Here is a 24,546-nt window from a genome sequence, read left to right on the forward strand (position 1 = left end):
GCGGAGAGAGAGGGATTCGAACCCCCGGAACCTCTCAGTTCAACGGTTTTCAAGACCGCCGCGATCGACCACTCTGCCATCTCTCCCTGCATTTTGTTTGAAAATGCGAGTGCAAAGGTAAAACTATTTTCGAAAAGAAAAAAGTCTCATAAGAAATTTATTTTACCTAACTTGCGACAGCAGGCTTAAATACAAAAAATAAGCATTATCTTTGTTGAAATATTAGAAATCCAACTTTTGCATGTTCTGATTACAGCTAAATCTTTCAACAAACATTATTTAGCTATAAATACATCACATTGATACATGCGAAAGTACAGCTAGAAAATAAAATGTTATTTACTGAACTTCCACTCTGCAATACGTTATTAGATGGTTTGCAAGCCATGAATTTTAAAGAAACCACTCCAGTACAAGAACAAGCTATCCCTGTAATACTCGATAAAAAGGATGTGATTGCCTGTGCACAAACAGGTACGGGGAAAACTGCCGCTTTTTTACTTCCACTACTGAACAACTTGCAGACAGATGCTCACGATGAAAATAAGATAAACGCCATAATTATGGCTCCTACACGTGAACTGGCACAACAGATAGACCAACATATGGAAGGTTTCTCCTATTTCACACCTTTCTCATCAGTTGCCGTATATGGAGGTAATGACGGTGATGCCTGGGATGTGCAGAAGCGCGGGTTATTAAGTGGTGCTGATGTTGTTATTGCCACACCCGGAAGGCTTTTGTCACACATCAATCTTTACAAAATTGACTTTTCAGGTGTGAAATATTTTATTCTTGACGAAGCTGACAGGATGCTGGATATGGGATTCCAGGATGATATCATGAAGATTGAGAAACTGCTCCCCAAAAAGCGCCAGACCATTATGTTTTCAGCTACTATGCCACCAAAGATACAGCAACTGGCTAAAACCATACTGGATGATCCTAAAGAGATAACTATTGCAATTGCACGCCCGCCAGAGACCATTCTGCAGTCTGCTTACATTTGTTATGAAGGACAAAAGATCAACATCGTAAAGAATCTCTTCAAGGAGAAAAAGCCCAATAAGGTGATACTTTTTTCCGGATCTAAACAGAAAGTGAAGGAGATTGCGAACACATTAAAGAGAATGGGATTGTCTTCTGGTGAGATGCATTCCGACCTTGATCAGTCGCAGCGCGACCATGTGATGCATGAATTCAAAAACGAACGGGTGGATATACTTGTTGCAACCGATATTGTGGCACGTGGAATTGATATAGATGATATTTCCCTGGTGATTAACTTCGATGTTCCTTATGATGCTGAAGATTATGTTCACCGGATAGGACGTACTGCACGTGCAGGCGATTCGGGTATGGCAATAACTTTTGTATCACCTGCCGAACAGTACCGTTTTTCACAAATAGAAAAGTTTCTTCAAAAAGAGATATACAGGATTCCAGTTCCATCTGAATTTGGCGATACTCCTGAATATAACCCCGTAAAAGAAAGCAAAAAAAGATATTCCCCAAAAAATACATCAGGACGATCAAAAAAGAAAAACAGAAGTACTCCCTCAACAAAAGAGGTGGACAAGGTCTCAAATCTCACCAGGAAAAAGGACAGAAGAGGAGTCGGAAACAACATATCAACAAGAGCAACGGGTGAAACGGGGAAAGCTACAAACCTCTCCAGAAACAAAAAACGTAAAGGAGTCGATAGTATGAATTCGACCGGTGCTTCCCAAAGCTCCGGATCTTCTCCCGAAATATCATTCGAAAAGGGAAAAAGCGGTTCTGCGCAAGACGGGAGACCCGAAAAAAATTTATCTGTTGCCGGAAGGGCTTCAGGGAAGAGGAGAAGCGGTTCGGGACAAGGTAGAACAACTGAAAACAATGCTTCGCCGAACGGGAGGGCATCAGGTAAAAAGATAAACAGAAAAAGCTCTGTTACGTCTGTTACGAATGTATCTTCTGAAAGAATAACAGATTCAGGGAAAAAAACAATTCAGAAAAAGAGAGGTTCAACTTCAATCAGGACAGACAAAACTGATTTAAGAATTGAAAGGCCAAATAAAAGGACAGACAGGCCTGACTTGAAAACGCCCCTGGAAAAAGAAATAAAAAATGAGACTTCGTCAGGAACACCTGCTAAACTAGCAACTATTATAAAGGGTTGGTTTCGTAAAAAAAAGAAGTAACTTTTTAAATCAATACTTCGGTATTTTTTCAAAAACAGTTCTTATAATTCACTGAATACTAATAGAGTATGGCGCTTTTTTGAGGACCTAGCATAAATTATTGACTGTCAGTATTATAAATGATGTTATAACGAAGCATTATAAATAGCAGTCCCGTAAAAAAATTATATTTGACTGGTAATTCATCAATTGTTATTTCACTAAGCCTTATAAAAAGTTTCCGTCCTTTCTTTCATATTGTCAGGTGTTTAAATAAATATTCATAGAGGTATTACTAAAAAGGGAACCCTCTTGTTATTATTAATAATGCTTTTATTGTTGCCGTGATGGTTTCTTCTGATTACTTTGATGCCTATACAGTAAGTGTATTTATAATGTAACATCTAAGTTCAGCAATGATGTAATAGAATGTTGCGCAGGAACTGGTATTATTTGTACAACTCTGGAGATAAAGGTGTAAGTTATAGATTCAGATAAATTAAAATCGCGAAGCCGGTCTGACAGGGATCAGTCCGGCTCCTAATCGGAATAATCATTTGTTGCTCTGATTACTCCGCTTTTTGCTCCAATTGAACTAACTCCATTCCCCTTATAATGGCTTCTTCGTTCATTGGTAAAAGCTTATGGTGCCGCTCCGGGAGCGACTCTTTAAGTCCTTTCATCACATTTTCAAGCTCCACCATGGGTGATATCTTGAGCAGCCCACCCAGCACAATCATGTTGAATACCTTTGTATTGTCCATTTTCATAGACTCATCCATGGCGTTAATGCGGTACACATTGATATCTTTCCGTCCAACCTTTTTATGAATTCCATACCCATCGTATATTATCACTCCTCCGGGTTTTACTTTCTCCTCAAATTTATCGAGGGAAGGCTGATTCAATACAATAGCAATGTCATATCTATTAACAACAGGCGAGCTAATTGGTTCATCTGAAATGATCACTGTAACATTAGCAGTACCACCACGCTGTTCGGGTCCGTAAGCCGGGAACCACGATACCTCCTTGTTTTCCATAATACCGGAATAAGCAAGAATTTTACCCATGGAGAGCACTCCCTGGCCTCCAAAACCTGAAATTACTATCTCTTGTAACATTTATATATATTTAATGCGTTTTATATATTTTTCAGATCCCCAATCGGATATACCGGAAACATATTTTCCACCATCCAGTTATTTGCAGCTTCGGGTGTCATTTTCCATCCGGCATTGCAAGTTGATACAACTTCCACTATGGAGGTACCTTTTCCTGCCATGGAATTTTCAAAAGCCAGTTTAACCATACGCCTGGTCTTTTTTACAGCAGCAGCCGTATGTACACTTACACGGGTAGCGAGGCAGACACCGTCAAGCAGAGCAAGCATATCAAGAATCTTAAGCGGGCCACCCATAGTCTCTACATTACGTCCTTCGGGACTGGTTGATGTAACCATATTGTTTAACGTTGTGGGAGCCATTTGTCCGCCGGTCATACCATATATACCGTTATTGATAAAAATAATAGCGATATTCTCGCCGCGGTTGGCTGCATGAATGGTCTCTGCCGTACCAATAGCAGCCAGATCGCCATCGCCCTGATAGGTGAAAACCATCTTGTCTGGGAGCAACCGCTTTACAGCAGTGGCAAGTGCAGGAGCTCGTCCGTGAGCAGCCTCCTGCCAGTCGATATCAAGGTATTTATATGCAAAAACGCCACATCCTACCGGTGCAATTCCGATAGTTTTTTCCTGTAGCCCCAGTTCACTTATAACTTCACCTATGACTTTATGAACCACCCCGTGTGAACATCCCGGGCAATAATGCATGTGATTGTTGTTCATAAGTTCCGGTTTAGCATAAACCAGATTTTCGGGACTTACAATATTATTTATATCCATATTGTTTATTTTTTAGCAGAGAATCTGTATATCAAATAAAAAACCGCAGCAGCTCCTGCAAAATACCACGTTAGTTTAATATCCTGGTTAGAAGTAAAATAGACCACTAATGTACCCAGGAATGAAAGGAGAAACAGCAGCAGGAATATATTTCTTATTTTGGGATCCATACTAATTAGTTATTTATTTACCACTTTCTCTTTCAAGGCATCAAGCACACCTTCAGGAGTAGGCACAATGCCCCCGAGACGGCCGTAGTGTTCAACGGGTGTTTTCCCGTTCACGGAAAGGCGGACATCTTCTACCATCTGACCGGCATTTAATTCCACCGTGAGCATACCCTTCACCTTTCCGGCATAATCATTCAGTACCTTACCTGGAAAAGGCCACAGGGTAATGGGACGTACCAGCCCAACCTTAATCCCCTCTTCCCTTGCCATCTCAATTGTTTTCAAGCATATGCGAGCGGCTGAACCGAAAGCGACCAACAGATAGTCGGCATCTTCACATTTAACCTCCTCATAGCGTACCTCATTTTTCTCAAGTACACGATATTTTGCCTGAAAGCGTTCGTTATTCTTCTCCATAACTGCCGATTCAAGTTCAAGAGAAGTTATGATATTAGGCTCTCTATCGGGTGTTTTACCAAGAGTTGCCCAGGGACACTGCTCTCTGATTTCCTGTTCGGTCCTTCTGCGGCGATATCCGGGAAGTTTTACTTTCTCCATCATTTGTCCTATAACACCATCTGTGAGTATCATTGCCGGATTGCGATATTTGAACGCAAGCTCAAAGCCAAGCGACACAAAATCGGCCATCTCCTGAACTGAATTGGGTGCAAGTGTGATTAATTTGTAGTCACCATGGCCTCCCCCTTTCACAGTCTGGAAATAATCGGCCTGAGAAGGCTGAATAGTACCCAAACCTGGGCCACCACGCTGAACATTCACAATAAGACATGGCAGTTCAGCTCCTGCCAGATAGGATATCCCTTCCTGTTTTAGACTGATGCCGGGACTTGATGAAGAGGTCATGGAATATTTACCGCATGAAGCACCGCCATAAACCATATTTATTGCCGCAACCTCGCTTTCAGCCTGCAAGACCACCATCCCGGTCGTTTTCCATGGTGCAGCCTCCATAAGAGTCTCAATTATTTCGGACTGGGGCGTGATGGGATAACCGAAATAGCCATCCACTCCGAAGCGAATAGCCGCATGAGCGATGGCTTCGTTACCTTTCATCAATGATATTTCTTCTGACATAATACTAATATTAGAAATTATTTCACTTATGGGAAAAAGGATTATTTCACCTTCATCCGATATACGGTCAAACAACCGTCAGGACATACATACCCGCAGTTCGCACACCCGATGCACTCATCGGGATTTTTTAAATAGACGTAATGGTATCCACGGTCGTTCACTTCTCGAGGCTGCAAATCCAATACTTCAGAAGGACAAGACACAACACACAGGTTACAACCTTTACAACGTTCGGTGTTTACCTCTACATAACCCTTGACTTTTGCCATTATATGAGTGGTTTTTATTTAGTAGTTACAAATATAGCTGTTGTTTTGTTTTAACTCAATTTTTCAGTGTTAATTTTTAACTAAGATTGATAAATATTAATTCCCCGCTACCATCCGAAAGCTTCTTCACTCATCCAGTTACCCTGAACCTTAAGTACCTGCTCAATAACATCACGTGCGACACCCTGTCCTCCATTCCTTGAAGATATATACTTTGCTATCTTTTTAATCTCTGGAGCCGCGTCCATTGGGGCAATAGGTAAACCGACCTCATTCATTACATTATAATCAGGTATATCATCTCCCACATAGATAATCTCTTCGGGCTCATATCCGGTTTTGCGTAAATAATCGAGATAATCGTTCATTTTTATACCCGAATTCATGTAAATATCGCTTATACCCAATGATTCGTATCGAAGACGTACTGCCTGAGTATTTCCACCAGTTATTAAACATACGCCATAGCCGTGCTTCACAGCAAGGTTAAGTGCATATCCATCGTGAATATTGGCAGTTCGCAGAGGCTCACCTTGGGCCGACATGTGAATAGTCTGACAGGAGAGAACTCCGTCAACATCAAATATAAATGCTTTTATTTTTTTCAAATCGTAATTTATCGCGCTCATAATGAATGAATATGAATACTTTTACTTAACAGGGAATAGATCTCTTTTACCATTGGGTCTGTAATAAGTTCAAGATGCTTTTTCATAACCTTTTCGTCGAACCTTATCGCAGGGCCGGTCTGAGCTGCAACAGGCTGCATCTCCATTACTTTGGCTGCAGTTTCAGCTATAAGCGGTTTCAATATATCGAACTGAATATCCTCATTGGATATAATATCTGACGCCAGTGCATACATATGGTTTGCAAAATTACATGCAAATACTGCCGCCAGATGAAGATAAAGCCGCTTGTAACCCGGAAGGTATTGCACATTTGTTGAAATAGTTTTCGCAAGGCCAACCAGTGTGCGGGTAGTATCATCACTGTCTCCCTCTATGAACAACGGTATTTCAGAGAAGTTCAATCCTCTATCCTTGCTAAAAGTCTGTAATGGATAAATTACGCCATATTTTTCTTTGAACAATGAAAAAACGTTTAAAGGTACGCTTCCGGCTGTATGTGCCCAAATACCATTTGTACGCGGCATTTGACTTATAACGATAGGCAGGGCATCATCTTTCACCGAAAAAATATACAGATCGGCATCGCAAAAGATAGAACCTATATCATTAACAGGTACAGCGCCGGTTTTTACGGCGAGTATCTTCGCATTTTCAAATGTGCGGCTGTAAACCTGAATAATCTCATTTCCCGAAGCCTTTAGTGCCACGGCTAAGTGAGTTGCCACATTGCCTGAACCAATAAAAACTATTCTCATGCTGCTAATTTATCTTAACGGCGTCTTCAACGATCTTAAATAATTGAAACTCCGCCAAATCACAATCCTGTATGTTTCCTACACTCAGGAACCAATGTTCACCTCAGTGATTTTCACACCTGCTTTTTCAACTCCTATTAAAGGATTATTAATCATTGACTGCCTTATTTTCAGTTCATATATGCGCACACTGTCAGGCACAACCGCAGCAAGGTAATTCAACGAAAACTGGTTTAATCCGCCTGTCCCGGCCCCCAGCCATCTTCCATATTCATCAGCCAGGAGGCAATGCAAGGTATCGCTTTGGTAAACCGGACTGGTTATATTATGCTCTACATAAAGCAACAGGTTGCGATAAGGATAACTGTGGTTTGTTGTGAGCTCAATTGTTATATCATATTTTTTTCCGGGATGTATATTCGCAGTATCAATTTTAAAAACAAGTACGCTGTCGCTATACCACATCCCTTTGTTGATATGGTGAAAACGATAATAGACCTCACCTTGAGAGCAGGATGTCAGAAAGGTGAAAATCATGACCGCAAAGAGTAAGACAATATTACGCTTTGTTGCCACTGGAATCCCTGTTTTTTCTTGGTTTTCTGTTCCCCGATGAATCAGAGGAACGTCTTTTACGAGGCTTCCTCCGTTTCTTACCCTTATTTTGCATATTGCTGTCGAAACGAGTAATACTATGGTCTTCAAGGATATCACCAATATAAGCTGGCTCTTTACCCTGCTTTGCCTCGTTTTCAGCAGCAAGCTTTAATGGTTTTTTGCCTTTTTTATTCATCGCGATTATCTCAAACACACGCTCTTTAGAGATAATTTCAAGATTTGCACCATTATGCTTATCGGTTGAATAGGTTATTAATCCTGAAAAAACATCCGTCTTAAAATGATAATAGTCGGAATCCTTTGTCTCCAGTATAATTTCCCTAGATGGCAGCCCCCGCTGTGCTTCCACATAGGCATCCACCTCGTAATTCATGCAACACTTTAGTTTCCCGCACTGTCCAGCCAGCTTCTGGGGGTTAATAGAGATATCCTGATACCTGGCAGCTGACGTTGAAACAGAAACAAAACTCGACATCCAGTTGCTGCAGCACAGCTCTCGCCCACAAGGGCCAATGCCGCCAATGCGACCTGCTTCCTGTCGTGCACCTATCTGCTTCATCTCGATTTTCACCCTGAATTCGCTTGCCAATACTTTGATAAGCTGGCGGAAATCAACTCTTTCATCAGCAATGTAATAGAAAATGGCTTTATTGCCATCGCCCTGATATTCCACATCACCAATCTTCATCTGCAACCCAAGCTCCTCAGCTATTTCCCTGGAACGGATCATTGTGGACTGTTCACGTGCTTTGGCCTGCTCGTACTTCTCTATATCAGCGGGACGCGCAAGCCTGTAAACACGCTTGGGGCCGCCATTTGCATCATCCCGGAAATTACATTTCTTCATCTGAAGCTCAACCAGCTTGCCTGTGAGGGTAACAATACCAATATCGTGTCCTGGAGTAGACTCCACAGCCACCATGTCGCCCTGTTCAAGCTCCAGATCATTACTGTTGAGATAATAGCCTTTTCTTGTATTCTTGAACTGCACCTCCACCATTTTGGTAGCTTTCTGAAGCTCAGAATAATCGTAAAGCCAATCGTAGGTGTGAAGTTTATTTCTGTGCCGGGTACAGCCCATGCAACTTTTTATATTTGTGACGGTTACCGTTTTTAAAGGAACGATATCCGCTAACTTATCTGATAATTGCTCTTTATCCATATATAAATGCTCTGCCGAAGCCGGCAGGCGATACTCCTTGATTATAAATAAAATAAAACCGATTGCAATTTACAAATTATTTTCTTAAAAGAAGCGTTACCTTCAAGCAAAGATCAAGGAAAATAATTTTAGCATTGCCGTTTTGTTCAATTTGCCTAAAGGCAAGTGAAAATTCATTATTGAACTCTTCAATGTTTTTCTCATTGATAAATGGTGCAAACCGATTGCCGAATTGCCACTCATCATCCTGCAGATATACCATATCCGGTTCATTGAGGTTGCTAACAAAATATTCACGGAACAACCTCAACGAATAGAGTAGAAATCCTTTCTGCATTTCACGGCCGATTCCCGCAATCTTATTTGATATCTCCTTTATGGATTTTATATTGCCTGATACGGAGGAACGCATCATGCTTTTAAACAGATCAAATAAATAATCCTTAGTGTCAGATGAACTGATTATTTCAACAGCATTAGTAAAACTGCCGTTGGCGATGTGGGCAACAGACACTGCGCTCTCCCTCTCCAACCCAAAGTTCTGCTGTATTGCGATTACCATTTCTTCTTTTTCAATTGCACGGATATGAAGAGGCTGGCATCTTGACCAGATGGTTTGGAGTACATTCTCCCTGTCTTCCGAAACCAATAAAAAGACTGTATTTCCAGGTGGTTCCTCCAATAATTTCAGCAGCTTATTGGCACAGGAATCGTGCATTTTCTCAGGAAGCCACAAAATCATTATCTTGTAAGGAGCTTCATAAATCTTAAGATTCAGCTTCCGGATAATCTCATCGCTCTCTTTAGAGTAGATGACGCCCTGAGCATTTTGTGCATCAATAAAACTTAGCCACTGGTTGATATTGAAATAGGTGTTTTCAGACAGAAATTTTCGCCATTCAGGAAGATATTCGTCACTCACCTTAGACTTTACCACAGGGAACACGAAATGGAGATCGGGGTGTGCCAGCTTATCGAATTTATGACATGACGGACATTCACCACAGGCATCTTCTGCGCCTCGGTTGCTGCAATTAAGATATCTGGCATAGGCGATTGCAAGTGGCAACTTCCCAACTCCCTCAGGCCCATAAAACATTCTTGCGTGTGGTACAAAGCCCTCATGAACTGAGTTTATAAGTTGTTTTTTTACATCGTAAAGCCCTATGATATTGCGAAAATACATTTATACCTGTCCCGCTTAACGAAGTTTAATAAATCTCCTTTGCAACACGATAAACACTCTCCGTAGCCATCAACGAATAGAAATGAATGCTGGGTACCTGCTTTTCTATGAGTTCCCTGCACTGTTTAATGCACCACTCCACACCAACTTCCTTTGCTTGGTCATCATTTTTGCACTTTCTGAGCTCTTTCTCCAGTTCTTCGGGAATATCGGAACGAAAAACCTGCGGCAACACTGTCAACTGACTTAACAGGTGAACAGGCTTTATACCCGGGATGATGGGAACAGTAATACCTGCTGCACGGCAACGATCAACAAACTCAAAATATTTGCGGTTATCGAAGAACATCTGTGTTACAAGATAGTCGGCTCCATTATCGACCTTCATTTTCGTGTAATATATCTCAGACTCCATATTTGGAGACTCTTCATGTTTCTCCGGATAACATGCCATTCCATATGAAAACGGGACTTCTGGAGGCGTAAAGGTGGAGCCGTCGAAAGCAATACCTTTGTTGTAGTTGTTAACCTGTTCCTGCAATCCTGTAGCATGAGGATGGCTATCCATTTTTCGTTGATCGGCATCTAGCTTTTTTGTGTCGCCTCTTAACAGTAACAGATCGGTCACTTCCAGAAATGACAGGTCAATGAGTGCGTATTCCGTCTCTTCTTTAGTAAAGCCCTGAGAGATTATATGCGGTATGGCTCTTATGCCATATCTGTTCTGGATAGCGGAAGCTATAGCTACCGATCCGGGCCTTTTTCTTACATTAACTTTTCGATACACCCCGTTCTCATCTTCCTTGTAAATATTTTCACTGTGATGAGTTGTAATATTGATGTATTTCGGATCGAACTCCTTCAGACGGTCTATAGTGTCGAAAACCTGTTTGATGCTATTGCCTTTAATAGGCGGCAGCAGCTCGAACGAAAAGGCAGTCTTCTGCTTATTATCTATCAATTCCGAAACTTTCATATTATTATTTAAAAATTGCTCTCACAACATCCATTCCATTGGCGTATAACACCAATCCCAAAAGCAGCATCATACCGGCTACCTGAGCGTATTCCATAAATTTCTCGTTAGGTTTCCTTCTCACTATCACTTCATAGATGAGAAACATAACATGTCCTCCATCAAGTGCAGGGATAGGCAGTATATTCATGAATGCAAGAATAACCGATAAAAAAGCAGTCATCATCCAGAAAGCCTGCCAGTTCCACTGTGCAGGGAACAAATTGCCTATAGCGCCAAACCCACCCAGTGATGAGGCTCCCTCTTTGGTGAACACATATTTGAACTGTGCCACGTAGTCTTTAAGTGTCTGAATACCCAATCTTATCCCTGCCGGCAATGACTCAAAAAAACTATACTTGAGCGTAACAGTCCGGTAGATCTGAGGTGCAGACATCGCGTAAAAGCCCAGCGTCCCTGCTGAATCTACCCCTGCAGTAGTTGTATAAAGCACACCGTTTCGGTAATAATCGAGGGTAACCTGCTGATTGCGGTTGCTGTCAAGTGCTGAACGAAGATCACCGAATACCGGTGTTATAATGCCGTTCACACCTACTATGCTATCGCCGGGGATCAACCCTGCACGCTGTGCAGCACTCCCTTCCATAGTCAGGTATACAACTGCCGGAATGCGGTATGTGGCAAATCCCTCCTTATCTTTCAGCAGATTCTCCATCAACCCCTTGCTCATATTCAGTATAACCTCTTCGCCATTACGCAATACAGTCACTTTTTCGGCATCCGCCACATCAAGGAGGGTGCGTACTCCAAAGCGCTCCAACTCCTTGTTATCAGCCCTGAGCAGGATGTCCCCATCCTGAAAGCCGGCGCTATGGGCTGCCTGGCTGAACTCCATTCCCTGGGTAACATTCTTAAGCGGGAGATAAGTATCACTCCAGGTGAAAAGCACCATAGAATAGATAAAAAAAGCCAGCAACAAGTTAAACAGCACCCCGGCAACCATAACCATAAGACGCTGCCAGGCAGGTTTTGAACGAAACTCCCACGGTTGTGCAGGCAGAGCCATCTGCTCTTTGTCCATGGACTCGTCAATCATTCCGGCAATCTTTACATATCCCCCAAGAGGCAACCATCCGATGCCATATTCGGTTTGGCTGTTCCTGGGTTTATATCTTAAGATTGCAAACCATGGATCAAAGAATAGATAAAATTTCTCTACTCTGATCTTAAACATACGCGCAAAAATATAATGCCCAAACTCGTGCACAATCACCAAAATTGACAAACTCAAAATGAGTTGCAGCGCTTTAATTAAAAATGTCTCCATCCGGTTTTTTTACGTCACACGCATTACACGTGTATTTTTAGTTATTTGATTTATTCCTATTCTCCTTGTTCTCCGGTATAATCAGCTTAGATTAACCTTTTCTTTTATTTAGCTTACCCGTAACACTCCAAAGCTATCACTCTTGTTTCCGCATCGGTATGCAGATAGTCGCTCAGGGACGGTGATTGCACAAACGTTGCTCTCTGCAGCGTTCTCTCTATAAGACTGCTCATTTGCAAAAACCCAATCTGTTCCTTCAAAAAAAGCGCAACAGCCACTTCGTTTGCAGCGTTCAGAATACATGGCATATTCCCGCCTGTTTTAATGGCTTCGTATGCAAATGTCAGGTTCGGAAATTTCTCTATGTCAGGCTTTTCAAATGTCAGGTCCTGCACTTCAAAGAAGTTGAGCGGTTTAATGTCCGACTTCAGCCTCACAGGGTAAGAGAAGGCGTACTGTATAGGCATGCGCATATCAGGCTGCCCCAGCTGCGCCATCACTGAGCTGTCCTCAAACTGTACCATAGAGTGAATAATAGATTGCGGATGCACAACCACCTCAATCTGAGAAGGCTCAACTCCAAAAAGCCATCTGGCCTCAATCATCTCGAACCCTTTATTTATAAGGGTTGAAGAGTCAATCGTCACTTTCTCACCCATATTCCAGTTGGGATGAGCAAGCGCCTGTGCTTTGGTGACACAACCAAGCTGTTCTTTCGAAAAAGTACGGAAAGGCCCCCCTGAAGCGGTAAGCCAGATCTTGTCGATTCTGTTGTTACCCTCACCGTTCAAACATTGAAAGATGGCTGAATGTTCGGAATCAACCGGCAAAACAGCTGCTTTATATTTTAACGCGAGAGATGTAATCAGTTCACCTGCTACTACCAGAGTCTCTTTGTTTGCAAGTGCTATGGTTTTTCCTGCCATGATTGCGTTGATGGTTGGTTCCAAACCTGAAAACCCCACCATAGCAGTTAGTACCATATCAATATTCTTATCACGCACCACTTCCCCTACTGCCTTGCTCCCGGCCCATACCTTTATGGGAAGGCTTCTCAAGGCAGATTTTAGCTGTTCGTATTTCGATTCATTAGCTATTACAACAACTTCGGGAAGAAATGCCCTAGCCTGCTCAATAAGAAGTTCCACATTATTGTTGGCAACAAGCGCATAAGCCGCAAACCTACTGGAATGCCCGGCAATAACACTCAGCGCCTGCGTTCCTATGGAGCCGGTTGATCCTAAAACAGCAATATTTCGTTTTCTATCTTCCATACAGAAATGATGTACGTGTAAAAACGTACAAAGATAATAAAAAATAGGGTCTTATTCCTACAGATTGACAGCGGAAATACTTCCCTAAGTGAATTGTGACAGTATCTTCAATGTATCCTCTACGGTATATGTCACAACTGTTTTGCTGCCATTCATCACTGTCCAGCACCTGTTTTCCTCATCCACAGACAGCTCCAGTTGAGCATCTTCTGTTATTTTGTATCCTTTCCTCGATAGTGCCTTTGTGGTCCATCGTGCCATCAGGCCGTCAGGGTTTTTCACACGGGTAGTTATAAACTTATCCAATTGCTTTTGCACCACAAAACTCCCGTATTCCTTATCGAACACGTAAGAACGGTGACGAAACACCTTGTCGAAACTCCCATTTAATACCATATCTTCCGGTACTCCAACGGTAACGCCCTTGCCTTTTTCCATCAACCACAGCTTGTCAGCCACCTGAATAGCGGTCTCCAGTTCGTGTGTTGAGATGAAAATTGTTTTGCCTGTTTCACGTGCCAGCTTCTGCAGCAGCAAAAGGATATTAATACGGTTTGGCAGATCGAGGTGCGAAGTGGGCTCATCAAGCAATATCACAGGAGTATCCTGTGCAAGAGCACGGGCAATAAAAACCCTTTGGCGCTCTCCGTCTGACAGTTCGTATATGTTTCTACCTTCAAAACCATGCAAACAAGCCATCTCCAGGGCTTCAGAAATAATTATATTATCTTCATCGGAAAGGCTTCCCAGCCATCCCGTATAGGGGTCCCTGCCAATGGAGATAAGCTCTCTCACGGTGAATGATGCCACCGGCTGCTGCTCCGTAAGCACAACGGAAAGTAGTCTGGCCCGCCTTTTGGGCGGGATCTCGAGCAAGTTTTCATTATTAAGAAAGATTTCTCCTTGAAAGATAGGCTGAAGGTGGGCAATAGAGCGCAGTAGAGTAGATTTTCCGCAACCATTCTTCCCAATAAGCACAATCAGCTCCCCCTTTTCGGCAGAGAGTGTAAGGCCCGACTGAACTATCACAGCTCCTTTTTTGTCAGGATAACCTATACTTACATTAGAAAGATGCAGAAAAGGCATATCTATTTTTTCGATTTCCGAATTGGAACAGGTAATCATTCACTCATCTATTAACCCTTCAGGCAAATACATTTCAATGATTTTTTTCTCCTCGTCAATGGCAGCAATAAAATCTTCCGTGGCTGGAATAAGCAGCTCTTTATCTCTATCTTTCACAATAAAAAGAGTGTTCAGTGTAGAATCATCTACTTCATCTATTAACCCGAGCACTTCACCATGCTGATTTACAACAGTGTACCCAACAAAGAAATCCCAATTGAGACCATTTTCGGGTATCGCCTGTTTAACTGTTTTGCGAGGAATAAAAACATCTGTATTGACATACTTCGATGCCGTATTCTCGTCGTCTACATCTTCAAACTTCACCCTCGCAGTTCTATCAGTAGTAAATGTAAACTCTTCCACGAAAAAGGGTACGGGAATTCCGTCAATCTCAAGAAGATAATATTCGCAATCAACCTCGGCATACTCAGCCTTACTGAACAGGATGATTATCTCCCCTCTTATCCCGTATGGTTTCTGTGTACGCCCCACCTGAATTATATCTTTTTTGGAGATCATAATAAATTATTTTCTTCGTTGAAACTTGATATTCTTTAGTTTATCACGATTTGTATTCACCTTCACTTCAGAGATAGTATACATAGCCGGATCAATCTTTATTTTTCCTCCCGACATTTCGTACAGATCTTGAAAAATCTTCTCATCATCTACTTCCTTGTTCCACTGTGTATATGATTTTTTCATCTGGTTGAGAAGAAGTTTCAACAGATGATCTTTTTTATCGCCATCCTCCATACTGGCAGCAATCTTTATCATCCTATCCAGAATTTTCCCGTAATGACGGTACTGCATAGAAGGACGGCTGTAATCAAGATGCCCCGGTGCAGTGTTCAACTCTTCCCTGGTTATTATCTCATATGGGTACTCAATGTCAAGTTTAAAGTCAGACATGATAGCCAGATGGTCCCACAAAATGTGTTTGAAATTATTGACATCTCGCAAATGAGGGAACATATTCCCCATTATATCGATGACTGTGTAAGCACATTTTTTTCGCTCTTCGGGATCTTCTATTCCAACACAGTGATCAACCATGTTCTGTATATTACGCCCATATTCCGGCAAAGCCAGTTTTTTTTCTTGTGTATTGTATCTCATCTTATTTTGATCTTTATTCATAATTTTTTCTTCTATATAAGCTCAGGCATAAAGCCTCTTAAAATTATCAATAACAGGTCATTGTCCTGTTTTTTCTATCTTAATTTAAGCAGATCGCCCTCAGCGGGAATATACTCATAATTTTTTTTATTCAACCTGTATAGGTTACGCAACTGAATTCCATACAGCTGCGAGATGCTGTGCATCGACTCACCCACTTGAACCGTATGAAACTCATAAGGCAATACTGCACGTTTATTTTTCTTCTGGAAATATACAATATCTCCTTCATTCAACGGGAAATCCCCGGGAACCTCATTGAACTTCAACAGATCTTTCTCCTTAAACCCGAACTCTTCAGCAATGCTGCCAAACGTATCTCCGTAAACAGCAATAACATAAACCAGGCCATGAGTAATATAAGGCTGATGTGTCCATGTTGCATGTGACATCTCTGCTTTTTTCAGTTCATCACGCTCTTTTCTGCCAACCCCTTTGTGATATTTTTTATCATCAAAGCGATAAAGTTCATAATCCTCAATAAGTTTAATAAGCTTGTTGGCATAAGCCCTGTCTGTAGCATACCCCATCTGCTGCAAACCTCTGGCCCATCCCTTGTAATCGGTTATCGACAATTCAAAAAGAGGGCTGTAGCGTACTCCGCTTACAAGAAACTCAGAGTGATCCTGATAGGAATCTTCAACCTTTGCATAACGGCGGAAACAATCATTCGGCGAATCGTCAGCAGCATAAACACGGGGGCCTGTCCATCCACGATGGCACTTAATCCCAAAATGGTTGTTTGATCTGCGTGCAAGATCGCTCATACCTGCCCCCGACTCCAATATTCCCTGCGCAAGTGTAATTGACGCTGGTATTTTGTATCTTTTCATGTGCTCTATTGCCAAATTACTGTACCTGTCAATATAATCAACATAGGTACTCACTCCGGGCCGTCCGGAAAAACCTGCGGTGACAAATAAAAAAGCCACAACTACAAATAGCTGTAAAATATTAGTATATTTGCGATATAAATCTTGCATTACAATATGAAAGAAATCAATTTAACCACAAAGATAGGTGTTTATCTCATAGAGGAATGCTCTGAAGTAGAAAAAAAACTTATTGAAGCAGCAAAAAACGCCACAAAAAACGCCTATGCCCCCTATTCCGAATTCAGGGTAGGCGCAGCTGTATTACTACAGAACGGCAAAATAGTTTCCGGAAACAATCAGGAAAACGCAGCATATCCATCTGGATTATGTGCTGAGAGAACAACCATCTTCTTCAGCAATGCATCTTTTCCCGACCAAAAGATCGAAGCGATTGCCATTGCTGCCTATTACAACGGAAGATTCACCAATGATGCCGTCACTCCCTGCGGAGCCTGCAGGCAGGTACTTCTTGAAACGGAGAACCGTTTTAAGTCGCCAATAAAAGTATTGATGTACAGCAATGAGGCAGTATATACAGTGAACAGCATAAAAGATCTGTTACCACTTAGTTTTGGAGATAGGTTATTGAAGAGTTAGAGTGGCTTAAAATGATGCTTCGTAAAGCGTTACCAGATACCATTTTTTATCTATCAGTGCAAAATAGTAATCGGCATATATGCCATTGTTAATACCACGTATCTCCACTACAGCTGTATCATTTTTATATCGTACCATCTGACAGTACTGATCGTATGTACGAGTTAAAAAGGTGCTGTCATAAGTCAGATCTAGTAGCTCCCAGTCATATTTTCCAATAGTTTCTTCCATGAGCGCCATACCTTGATGTTTTGCATTTGGAACAACAACCCTTATTGGAAATTTTATGCGTTTTAACTGGAACGACTCTTCCTCACTAAATTTCAGGAGAAATTGATCAAACTCCTCTTCAGCATCTGATGAATCCGATGAAACACCCCGGCCCTTTACAATCTGTTCCTCTTCTTTACCCGAAAAAGAATCTTTCTTGCCCGTCCCCCAGGAACAAGAATTCAGGAAAAGAAGAAACAAACAGGAAAAAACAAGAGCATAAAGTCTCATACGAAATATATTAATTACTGTGAACTATTTTTGGTACAAAGGTATAAAAAAAGTTGATAACCAAACAGTAATGCAATTTTTTTTACAAAATTTCATTTCTTGCTTTTCCCTATAGATTAAAAGAAAATATCCTTATCTTTGTTTTCAAAAGCAATAGCAAATGAATCTTCAAGCGGAAATAGACAATCTGTTCTCCTCCCAGATGAAAAAATGGGAACAGTTGAGAAATGGTATTAGGCAACTCGATGATACTGAAGAAAAAGTGATCACATGGGGAGATGGGTTCAATGTAAAAATACAGTTCAACCCGGCCAGGATGGTCTCCACAAGTGCAAAAATTGACAAAGAATCGATTGAAAATCGCCCCTGCTTCCTTTGCGAAGCTAATCGTCCCGCCCTGCAGAAGGGTATACTATTCATGGAGAAATATATCATTCTATGCAACCCTTTTCCAATTCTCAGGAATCATCTGACCATTCCCCTTCATTCACACGTACCGCAACTTATCCGCAACAAGGTGGGTGATATGCTTTCGCTTGCAGAACAACTGCCCGATTATGTGTTGTTTTACAATGGCCCAAAGTGCGGAGCATCGGCCCCCGACCATTTTCATTTACAGGCCGGGCTGAAGTCGCCACAGCTGCTTCAGGGCGACAATGTACTTCGCTCATGCCTGATGATAGAGAGCGGAAATAAAAGTGAGGTGGAAGAACTTTTTGAAGATGTTTATCAGTATCTTCACCATCGCCAGCCGAAAGAAGATGAGCCAATGATAAACATCATCGCCTACATAGAACAAAACAGATACAAACTAAACCTATTCCCTCGTAAAGCGCACCGTCCCAGACAATATTACGAAAACGGCAGTAAACAGCTTCTTATCAGTCCCGGGGCACTAGATATGGCAGGTATGATTATATGCGTAAGGGAAGAAGATTTTAAAAAAATAGGTACACACGATATTGAAGACATCTATTCTCAGGTCTCTTTGCCGGTGATCTGAAAGTAAAAAATAAATTTATTCACACTTGCTCCGTTAAGTTAAAAGGTACGGGATTTAAATGTGAAAAATAAATATGAAAAATAAATATTTACACTGATCGGCACATTTGTGTGATCTGATTTGTAAAGAGTAAAAAAATTATGGTGAATTCAGAAATCATACTGTTAAATATCAATGGAGAAGATAAACCCGGCTTAACAGCTGCCCTTACGGAAATACTTGCGAAGCATGATGCTTTCATCCTCGATATAGGGCAATCGGATATTCACAGGAATCTGTCGTTGGGTATTCTGTTCAAATCGAAAAATAATAACTCGGGTGAGATAATGAAAGACCTGCTCTTTAAAGCATATGAGATGGATGTGAACATCCGTTTTACTCCTATTTCGGCTGAACGCTACTCTAATTGGGTAGGCATGCAGGGTAAAAACAGGTATATCATCACACTGCTGGGAAGAATACTCACTGCCAGGCAAATTGCCGCAGTTTCAAAAATTATTGCCGAGCAAAATCTCAATATCGATAATATTGTACGCCTGACAGGACGAATTCCGCTTGATGAGAAGCAGAGAGCTGCCAAGTCGTGTGTTGAGTTGTCGGTAAGAGGCACTCCCAATAACCGGCAGCAGATGCAGGAAGCATTTCTTGAACTCACCTCATCACTAAATTTCGACATCTCCTTCCAGGAGGAAAGCATGTTCAGGCGTATGCGGCGGCTCATATGCTTCGATATGGACTCTACGCTTATTCAGACCGAAGTTATCGATGAACTGGCAGAGAGAGCAGGTGTAGGAGATAAGGTAAGGGCAATAACCGAACAGGCTATGCATGGCGAGATAGACTTTGAAGAGAGTTTCAGGCAGAGGGTGAAGTTGCTGGAAGGGCTTGATGTTTCAGTAATGAAGGAGATTGCAGAGAATCTACCAATTACCGAGGGACTGGGACGGCTGATGAAGGTGCTTCAGAAAGTTGGATTCAAAACAGCCATTCTTTCAGGAGGTTTTTCCTATTTCGGCAACTACCTTAAGGAGAAATACGGATTCGATTACATGTATGCCAACGAGCTGGAAATTAAAAACGGCAAGCTCACGGGCAACTATCTGGGAGATGTGGTCGACGGCAGAAGAAAAGCCGAATTGCTGCGACTCATCGCCCAGGTGGAGAAAATTGATCTCCGGCAAACGGTAGCTGTGGGCGATGGTGCCAACGACCTTCCCATGCTGGGTATCGCCGGGCTTGGCATCGCTTTTCATGCTAAGCCAAAGGTTAAACAGAACGCAGACCAATCGCTCTCCACAGTGGGTATAGACGGCATCCTCTATTTTCTGGGTTACAAAGACTCAATGCTCGACAGCGAAATGCTGAATAATTAAATTAACGTCTAAAACGCTACGGTATGGATTTTGTAGACATATTATGGAACCGTCTTGATGGTGAAACCGAACTAAAACGGCCATCCAATATACTGGTATGTTTCACTGAAACTGAGACCGGTAAAAGGTTAAGCACTCTTGCTACTTACATTACACCGCAGAGAGCAGAAAAATCGTCAATCACTCTTCTTTATTTTGCCATTGATGATAAGAAAATGTTGCAGGAAGAGAATATAATAGTTTGTCAGAACAAAATTCTGAACGATTTCAAACCTAAAGGTGAAAAAAGTAAAATCACTTTTCGTGCTTTCGTAAAAGATTCTGATGACCTTATAGGCGACATCCTGAAAACTATAGAGGAACAAAATTGCAATCTGGTGTTGTTGGGAATATGTCCTGACGAATTCAACCTTTCGCTGGTTGAGAGATATAATATACTGAAAAGCAATCAGTCAAATACCGAAACATTTATACATGAACAGTTCAGAGAGAATGAAGCAGCTACTTTAAAGAATGTCTATTCGCTCATAAACAGGAACACTGTTTCAACTGGAATATTTGTGGACAACGGCATGTCAGAGGTCAGTAAAATTTTTGTTCCGATACTACAAAAAACAGACGTGCACATATTCACCTATGTGTACCAGATAGCTCAGAAAGAGAATGTAAAGATTATGGTCTGGGATGCTATCGGTATCATTCAGTCCGAACCGAAGATGCAAAAACTCTATCAGTTCATTGTAAAGAAAACCGACGGACGGGTCTATTTATGGGACGATGATAAAAAAATTGGAGTTGACTTCATCAGACAGCAAGATCTTGTAATCGTAGGGCTTGATGGGTTGAGCAAATTGATGTGTACTCCGTTGCAATGGAAAGACTCTCTGCCTTCCACACTGATAATTAAAGAAAAAACAAGCTGAAAACAATTATGAATTCATTCGATATTGGGAAAAAACTTGAAATAATCTACTCTCACATAGAAAGAAAGCGACTGAAAGATGCAATTGACTGTGTGAATGAACTTGCAGCGGTGCAGCATAACTGGGCTGTTTCGGAAAAGATATCTGAGCTTGCCACCAATTACCGTTATATGCTTCATTATCTTATTGAGGGTAAGAAAGATCCAGAACATAGACGTATCTACAACAAGCTTATCCGCGACATATATACTGTAGCTGAAGATGCTGCCGAATATCTTCTTCTTCAAAACAGTTCAACCCTTTTTTTCGATAAACAGCGGCTTTTGAATTTACGCACTCCTCTCTCCATAGACGAATACATAGACTTAATTACGAAACAGATTGACACACTCTCTTTTTTGGACCTTCTTGAAGAGGGTCCAGAAAAGCAAAGCCGTGTGAGACAAAATTCACTTGAGCATGAAAATACACTGATTGACTTGTTCTATGCCGTCCTTGTTTCGCCAAAGGCAAACAGCGACCATATTGAATCGTTTCGTAATTTTATGGATGATAACATTATTCCTGTTCACGACAAATGCATGGTTATTTCCGCTATAACGATGAATATTCTGCATCGGTTCGATTCAACGAAAATAGAGTTTATGCTCGACCTCTGCAGGCGTCCCGAGCCGGAACTTGCTGCTCGTGCAATTACAGGGCTCATCCCTGTTTTCCAGATATACAACTCACGGATGGAGCTCTATTCCGAGTTAGGTAACAGGTTAAAACTGTTATCCGACGATAAAATGTTCAACCGTAGGTTCATTGCTGCCATAATAGGATTTATCCAGGCACATGAGACGGAGAAAATCACTAAAAAACTTACGGAGGAGATTATTCCGGAAATGATGAAACTGAGTCCCATGATAGGCAAAAAGATCAAACTCGACGAGTGGATGGGAGAAACCGGGTTCGATGAAAAAAACCCAGAATGGCAGAAGATACTTGATGAAACCGGATTGACAGACAAACTGAAGGAGTTCTCAGACCTGCAGCTCGAAGGTGCCGATGTGTTCCACTCTACCTTCTCGAACTTGAAATCATACCCTTTTTTCAATGAAATGGGCAACTGGTTCCTGCCCTTCTATCCCGGTCACAGCAGTATCCGGCAGCTCTTTGCCGACAAAATGGAAGGGGCACAGTTCATTGAAACTATGTCGGGTTCAGCAATGATCTGCAACTCCGACAAATACTCGTTCTGTTTCAGCATTATGATGATGCCTGAGGAGTATCGCAGAATGATGATATCGCAATTAGGAGCTGAAAGTGAAGAGATTAAAAAGATGCAGGAGGAGGAACAGGCACTTAAACCTCATCAAAAAGAGGAAACCATCTTCAAACAGTATATACAAGATCTCTACCGCTTTTTCAAACTTTTCCAACGCCGTACTGAATTCATTGATATTTTTGGACTTCCACTCAATTTTCACCGGATAAAAGCGTTCCATCCAATTGTTATGCAACCCGATCATCTGGAAAAGATAGCCCTCTACTATTTCGAAAAAAACAATTTCAACGAAGCTGTATCTACATATACCATGCTTGCCAATACTAGGTTGACAAAAAGTGAGATATGGCAAAAAATAGGATATTGCAAACAGATGCTGGCAGATATAAACGGTGCGCTGGAGGCCTATCTGCATGCCGACTTGATTGAAGAAAATAACACATGGGTACTTAACCGAATAGCACACTGTTACCGTGTGTTGAAAGAACCTGAAACAGCTCTGGAATATTACCGAAGGCTTGAACAATTCCGCCCCGATGACCTGAATATTCAGCTCAACATCGGGCATTGCCATATGGAGTTGAAGGAGTATGACAAGGCGCTTAACTTCTACTTTAAGGTAGAGCTGATAGACAGCAACAATACTCGCGCATGGCGGTCAATAGCTTGGTGTGCTTTCCTGTCGCGCAAGTTCGATGTGGCACAAAAATATTACAGGCAAATACTGGAAAAGAAAGCAAATGCGCACGATTATCTCAATGCAGGTCATGTAGAGCTCTGTCTCGAAAATATTAAGGGAGCTGTTGAATATTATAAGTTGTCTCTGCAAAATACAGGTAGCTTTGAAACGTTTCAATCCATGCTTGACGAAGATGAAGAAGAACTTCAGGAAGCAGGAGTAAACACTGGCATTCTACCTGTTATCCTTGATAAGATAAGATATGACGAGGGACTGTAATATTGTGAATCAATATCTTATCTATATAATCCATTTTTCTCAATAAAGTCATACACTACAGAAGGGACAAAGGCCCGCATGTTTTTCCCTTCTCTTATACTGTTTCGTATAAAGGTAGATGAGAGCTCCATTATAGGAGCATTTACCTCATGAACAGATTTGTGAAATTTATCAGGAATATTTATTCTTTCACCCAAACGAGGATAGATAAGGATCTTATATTGATCAATTATACGTTCATAATCTTTCCATTTGTCAAACTTTGTCCAGTTATCCCCTCCTATAATAAGCGTGAAGTTTTTGTCGCGATGGATGTTTGTAAGTTTTGTCAGCGTATCTATTGTATAAGAGGGCCTGGGCATATGGAACTCCACGTCTGAGACAACCAATTGGCTGAACTTATCAAGTGCCTTTCGCGTCATCTCCAGACGGATATCATCATCCAGCAGATCAGCAACCTCCTTCAGCGGATTATGCGGAGATACCACAAACCACACCTCATCTATATATGTAAATTCTCTAATATAGTTAGCCAGTATCAGATGGCCCGCATGTATGGGGTTAAAAGATCCTGAAAAAATGCCGATTTCACGTTTTTGCATCCTATTTTGTTTTTTGTTTTTGAACCCACTTGAAAAAATAGTCCTCTGCATAAAAGTCTTTATATTGGCCGGCTAAGCATATAAAAGTCTCTGGGGTAAGATATTTCAAGGTAATTCATTATTGATAGGGCGGAAGCTTATCAACTTTTCCTCAGGCCATTCACTATACTTTTTTCTTGAAGATGGAGATAATCCAAAGCAGCAGTATTGCTCCCACGAGCGAGATAACAAGGTTGCCGGTTATCCCGTTACCAGTAGTGATACCCAATAAACCAAAAACCCATCCTCCCACAATAGCTCCTGCAATACCCACCACAACATTAATAATAAAACCGAAACCGCCGCCTCTCATCAGTTTGCCGGCAATCCATCCGGCTACTGTACCCACAATAATCCACAATAACCAATTCATAATTAATATTTTTTGTTGTTAATACTATGTGATTTGCTGATAATAAGAGTTTCCACTATTTATAAACACACCTTTGAATGAAATTGTTTAAAATTATTTAAACATAATAATAATAATAATAACTTATGCGGGAAACGGATTAATCTGAAAAGTATTCTATTGAAAAACAGGAAGTAAAGAGTGTAATCCA

General features: G+C 41.4%; 24 protein-coding genes, 1 tRNA gene and 2 pseudogenes. 6 read left to right on the forward strand and 21 right to left on the reverse strand.

Annotation, left to right across the window (positions count from 1 at the left end):
- Position 1: 1 nt before the first annotated feature.
- A tRNA-Ser gene (locus B3B27_RS10880) sits at positions 2-86 on the reverse strand.
- A 246-nt stretch (positions 87-332) separates the two neighbouring features.
- On the opposite strand from B3B27_RS10880, the pseudogene B3B27_RS10885 reads away from it, so the two are divergent.
- Positions 333-1,565, forward strand: a pseudogene (locus B3B27_RS10885) (DEAD/DEAH box helicase); the annotation flags it as partial.
- A gap of 1,166 nt (positions 1,566-2,731) precedes the next feature.
- Here the strand turns inward: B3B27_RS10885 and B3B27_RS10890 are convergent.
- The 17 genes and pseudogenes from B3B27_RS10890 to B3B27_RS10970 form a co-directional block, all read right to left on the reverse strand.
- The gene (locus B3B27_RS10890) at positions 2,732-3,286 is read right to left on the reverse strand and encodes a 2-oxoacid:acceptor oxidoreductase family protein (RefSeq protein ID WP_238867549.1); all 555 of its coding nucleotides are present in this window, start codon (positions 3,284-3,286) and stop codon (positions 2,732-2,734) included.
- Between the two features lie 20 nt (positions 3,287-3,306).
- The gene (locus B3B27_RS10895; RefSeq protein WP_238867550.1) at positions 3,307-4,068 is read right to left on the reverse strand and encodes a thiamine pyrophosphate-dependent enzyme; all 762 of its coding nucleotides are present in this window, start codon (positions 4,066-4,068) and stop codon (positions 3,307-3,309) included.
- A 5-nt stretch (positions 4,069-4,073) separates the two neighbouring features.
- Positions 4,074-4,238: a hypothetical protein gene (locus B3B27_RS10900; RefSeq protein ID WP_238867551.1), complete on the reverse strand. Its 165-nt coding sequence runs from the start codon at positions 4,236-4,238 to the stop codon at positions 4,074-4,076.
- 9 nt (positions 4,239-4,247) lie between these two features.
- Complete coding sequence (locus B3B27_RS10905; RefSeq protein ID WP_238867552.1) at positions 4,248-5,333, reverse strand: 3-methyl-2-oxobutanoate dehydrogenase subunit VorB; 1,086 nt, start codon at positions 5,331-5,333, stop codon at positions 4,248-4,250.
- A 41-nt stretch (positions 5,334-5,374) separates the two neighbouring features.
- Positions 5,375-5,605, reverse strand: coding sequence for a 4Fe-4S dicluster domain-containing protein (locus B3B27_RS10910; protein ID WP_238867553.1), 231 nt, complete (start codon positions 5,603-5,605; stop codon positions 5,375-5,377).
- A gap of 107 nt (positions 5,606-5,712) precedes the next feature.
- Entirely contained in the window at positions 5,713-6,234 is a 522-nt protein-coding gene (locus B3B27_RS10915) for a KdsC family phosphatase (protein WP_238867554.1), read from the reverse strand.
- Positions 6,231-6,992 carry a Rossmann-like and DUF2520 domain-containing protein gene (locus tag B3B27_RS10920; RefSeq protein WP_238867555.1) on the reverse strand — a complete coding sequence of 254 codons (762 nt, stop codon included), beginning with the start codon at positions 6,990-6,992 and terminating at the stop codon, positions 6,231-6,233. The genes B3B27_RS10915 and B3B27_RS10920 overlap by 4 nt, the downstream gene beginning before the upstream one ends.
- An 84-nt stretch (positions 6,993-7,076) precedes the next feature.
- The gene (locus B3B27_RS10925; RefSeq protein ID WP_286833768.1) at positions 7,077-7,568 is read right to left on the reverse strand and encodes a gliding motility lipoprotein GldH; all 492 of its coding nucleotides are present in this window, start codon (positions 7,566-7,568) and stop codon (positions 7,077-7,079) included.
- 28 nt (positions 7,569-7,596) lie between these two features.
- Positions 7,597-8,691: pseudogene (locus B3B27_RS10930) on the reverse strand (PSP1 domain-containing protein); the annotation flags it as partial.
- Positions 8,692-8,848: 157 nt separating this feature from the next.
- Complete coding sequence (locus tag B3B27_RS10935; RefSeq protein WP_238867557.1) at positions 8,849-9,958, reverse strand: ATP-binding protein; 1,110 nt, start codon at positions 9,956-9,958, stop codon at positions 8,849-8,851.
- 25 nt (positions 9,959-9,983) lie between these two features.
- Positions 9,984-10,934: a methylenetetrahydrofolate reductase gene (locus B3B27_RS10940; RefSeq protein WP_238867558.1), complete on the reverse strand. Its 951-nt coding sequence runs from the start codon at positions 10,932-10,934 to the stop codon at positions 9,984-9,986.
- Positions 10,935-10,938: 4 nt separating this feature from the next.
- The gene (gene rseP, locus B3B27_RS10945; RefSeq protein ID WP_238867559.1) at positions 10,939-12,261 is read right to left on the reverse strand and encodes an RIP metalloprotease RseP; all 1,323 of its coding nucleotides are present in this window, start codon (positions 12,259-12,261) and stop codon (positions 10,939-10,941) included.
- A gap of 113 nt (positions 12,262-12,374) precedes the next feature.
- On the reverse strand, positions 12,375-13,535 hold the full coding sequence (locus tag B3B27_RS10950; RefSeq protein WP_238867560.1) for a 1-deoxy-D-xylulose-5-phosphate reductoisomerase: 1,161 nt from the start codon (positions 13,533-13,535) through the stop codon (positions 12,375-12,377).
- 84 nt (positions 13,536-13,619) lie between these two features.
- Positions 13,620-14,621, reverse strand: a complete 1,002-nt coding sequence (locus B3B27_RS10955; protein ID WP_286833769.1) for an ABC transporter ATP-binding protein — start codon at positions 14,619-14,621, stop codon at positions 13,620-13,622.
- A gap of 39 nt (positions 14,622-14,660) precedes the next feature.
- A complete protein-coding gene (rimM, locus tag B3B27_RS10960; protein WP_238867562.1) occupies positions 14,661-15,182 on the reverse strand; it encodes a ribosome maturation factor RimM in 522 nt (173 codons plus the stop codon).
- A 6-nt stretch (positions 15,183-15,188) separates the two neighbouring features.
- A complete protein-coding gene (locus tag B3B27_RS10965) occupies positions 15,189-15,782 on the reverse strand; it encodes a DUF4290 domain-containing protein (protein ID WP_238869507.1) in 594 nt (197 codons plus the stop codon).
- A 95-nt stretch (positions 15,783-15,877) separates the two neighbouring features.
- Positions 15,878-16,825, reverse strand: coding sequence for a glucosaminidase domain-containing protein (locus tag B3B27_RS10970; RefSeq protein ID WP_238867563.1), 948 nt, complete (start codon positions 16,823-16,825; stop codon positions 15,878-15,880).
- A 6-nt stretch (positions 16,826-16,831) separates the two neighbouring features.
- On the opposite strand from B3B27_RS10970, the gene cdd reads away from it, so the two are divergent.
- Entirely contained in the window at positions 16,832-17,314 is a 483-nt protein-coding gene (cdd, locus tag B3B27_RS10975) for a cytidine deaminase (protein WP_238867564.1), read from the forward strand.
- A gap of 6 nt (positions 17,315-17,320) precedes the next feature.
- Here the strand turns inward: cdd and B3B27_RS10980 are convergent, their stop codons facing one another.
- A complete protein-coding gene (locus B3B27_RS10980; protein WP_238867565.1) occupies positions 17,321-17,815 on the reverse strand; it encodes a DUF4348 domain-containing protein in 495 nt (164 codons plus the stop codon).
- A 160-nt stretch (positions 17,816-17,975) separates the two neighbouring features.
- Here B3B27_RS10980 and B3B27_RS10985 point away from each other — a divergent pair, with 160 nt between their 5' ends.
- The 4 genes from B3B27_RS10985 (at position 17,976) to B3B27_RS11000 (ending at position 23,342) form a co-directional block, all read left to right on the forward strand.
- The gene (locus B3B27_RS10985) at positions 17,976-18,818 is read left to right on the forward strand and encodes a DUF4922 domain-containing protein (RefSeq protein ID WP_238867566.1); all 843 of its coding nucleotides are present in this window, start codon (positions 17,976-17,978) and stop codon (positions 18,816-18,818) included.
- Between the two features lie 140 nt (positions 18,819-18,958).
- Positions 18,959-20,191 carry a phosphoserine phosphatase SerB gene (gene serB / locus B3B27_RS10990; protein WP_238867567.1) on the forward strand — a complete coding sequence of 411 codons (1,233 nt, stop codon included), beginning with the start codon at positions 18,959-18,961 and terminating at the stop codon, positions 20,189-20,191.
- 23 nt (positions 20,192-20,214) lie between these two features.
- The gene (locus tag B3B27_RS10995; RefSeq protein ID WP_238867568.1) at positions 20,215-21,114 is read left to right on the forward strand and encodes a hypothetical protein; all 900 of its coding nucleotides are present in this window, start codon (positions 20,215-20,217) and stop codon (positions 21,112-21,114) included.
- A gap of 8 nt (positions 21,115-21,122) precedes the next feature.
- A complete protein-coding gene (locus tag B3B27_RS11000) occupies positions 21,123-23,342 on the forward strand; it encodes a tetratricopeptide repeat protein (RefSeq protein ID WP_238867569.1) in 2,220 nt (739 codons plus the stop codon).
- Between the two features lie 17 nt (positions 23,343-23,359).
- Here the strand turns inward: B3B27_RS11000 and nadD are convergent, their stop codons facing one another.
- Complete coding sequence (gene nadD, locus B3B27_RS11005; protein WP_286833772.1) at positions 23,360-23,944, reverse strand: nicotinate (nicotinamide) nucleotide adenylyltransferase; 585 nt, start codon at positions 23,942-23,944, stop codon at positions 23,360-23,362.
- 163 nt (positions 23,945-24,107) lie between these two features.
- Complete coding sequence (locus B3B27_RS11010) at positions 24,108-24,356, reverse strand: GlsB/YeaQ/YmgE family stress response membrane protein (RefSeq protein ID WP_286833774.1); 249 nt, start codon at positions 24,354-24,356, stop codon at positions 24,108-24,110.
- Between the last annotated feature and the right edge of the window lie 190 nt (positions 24,357-24,546).

It is taken from the genome of Proteiniphilum sp. UBA5463, from assembly GCF_002427225.1.
Lineage (GTDB): Bacteria > Bacteroidota > Bacteroidia > Bacteroidales > Dysgonomonadaceae > Proteiniphilum > Proteiniphilum propionicum.

Coding starts and splice junctions, on each gene's coding strand:
- B3B27_RS11010 (WP_286833774.1), bottom strand. CDS start 24,356: ATGAATTGGTTATTGTGGATTATTGTGGGTACAGTAGCCGGATGGATT.
- rimM (WP_238867562.1), bottom strand. CDS start 15,182: ATGATCTCCAAAAAAGATATAATTCAGGTGGGGCGTACACAGAAACCA.
- B3B27_RS10895 (WP_238867550.1), bottom strand. CDS start 4,068: ATGGATATAAATAATATTGTAAGTCCCGAAAATCTGGTTTATGCTAAA.
- B3B27_RS10905 (WP_238867552.1), bottom strand. CDS start 5,333: ATGTCAGAAGAAATATCATTGATGAAAGGTAACGAAGCCATCGCTCAT.
- B3B27_RS10890 (WP_238867549.1), bottom strand. CDS start 3,286: ATGTTACAAGAGATAGTAATTTCAGGTTTTGGAGGCCAGGGAGTGCTC.
- rseP (WP_238867559.1), bottom strand. CDS start 12,261: ATGGAGACATTTTTAATTAAAGCGCTGCAACTCATTTTGAGTTTGTCA.
- cdd (WP_238867564.1), top strand. CDS start 16,832: ATGAAAGAAATCAATTTAACCACAAAGATAGGTGTTTATCTCATAGAG.
- B3B27_RS10935 (WP_238867557.1), bottom strand. CDS start 9,958: ATGTATTTTCGCAATATCATAGGGCTTTACGATGTAAAAAAACAACTT.
- B3B27_RS10900 (WP_238867551.1), bottom strand. CDS start 4,238: ATGGATCCCAAAATAAGAAATATATTCCTGCTGCTGTTTCTCCTTTCA.
- B3B27_RS11000 (WP_238867569.1), top strand. CDS start 21,123: ATGAATTCATTCGATATTGGGAAAAAACTTGAAATAATCTACTCTCAC.
- B3B27_RS10970 (WP_238867563.1), bottom strand. CDS start 16,825: ATGCAAGATTTATATCGCAAATATACTAATATTTTACAGCTATTTGTA.
- B3B27_RS10985 (WP_238867566.1), top strand. CDS start 17,976: ATGAATCTTCAAGCGGAAATAGACAATCTGTTCTCCTCCCAGATGAAA.
- nadD (WP_286833772.1), bottom strand. CDS start 23,944: ATGCAAAAACGTGAAATCGGCATTTTTTCAGGATCTTTTAACCCCATA.
- B3B27_RS10920 (WP_238867555.1), bottom strand. CDS start 6,992: ATGAGAATAGTTTTTATTGGTTCAGGCAATGTGGCAACTCACTTAGCC.
- B3B27_RS10980 (WP_238867565.1), bottom strand. CDS start 17,815: ATGAGACTTTATGCTCTTGTTTTTTCCTGTTTGTTTCTTCTTTTCCTG.
- B3B27_RS10910 (WP_238867553.1), bottom strand. CDS start 5,605: ATGGCAAAAGTCAAGGGTTATGTAGAGGTAAACACCGAACGTTGTAAA.
- serB (WP_238867567.1), top strand. CDS start 18,959: ATGGTGAATTCAGAAATCATACTGTTAAATATCAATGGAGAAGATAAA.
- B3B27_RS10940 (WP_238867558.1), bottom strand. CDS start 10,934: ATGAAAGTTTCGGAATTGATAGATAATAAGCAGAAGACTGCCTTTTCG.
- B3B27_RS10915 (WP_238867554.1), bottom strand. CDS start 6,234: ATGAGCGCGATAAATTACGATTTGAAAAAAATAAAAGCATTTATATTT.
- B3B27_RS10995 (WP_238867568.1), top strand. CDS start 20,215: ATGGATTTTGTAGACATATTATGGAACCGTCTTGATGGTGAAACCGAA.
- B3B27_RS10965 (WP_238869507.1), bottom strand. CDS start 15,782: ATGAGATACAATACACAAGAAAAAAAACTGGCTTTGCCGGAATATGGG.
- B3B27_RS10955 (WP_286833769.1), bottom strand. CDS start 14,621: ATGCCTTTTCTGCATCTTTCTAATGTAAGTATAGGTTATCCTGACAAA.
- B3B27_RS10950 (WP_238867560.1), bottom strand. CDS start 13,535: ATGGAAGATAGAAAACGAAATATTGCTGTTTTAGGATCAACCGGCTCC.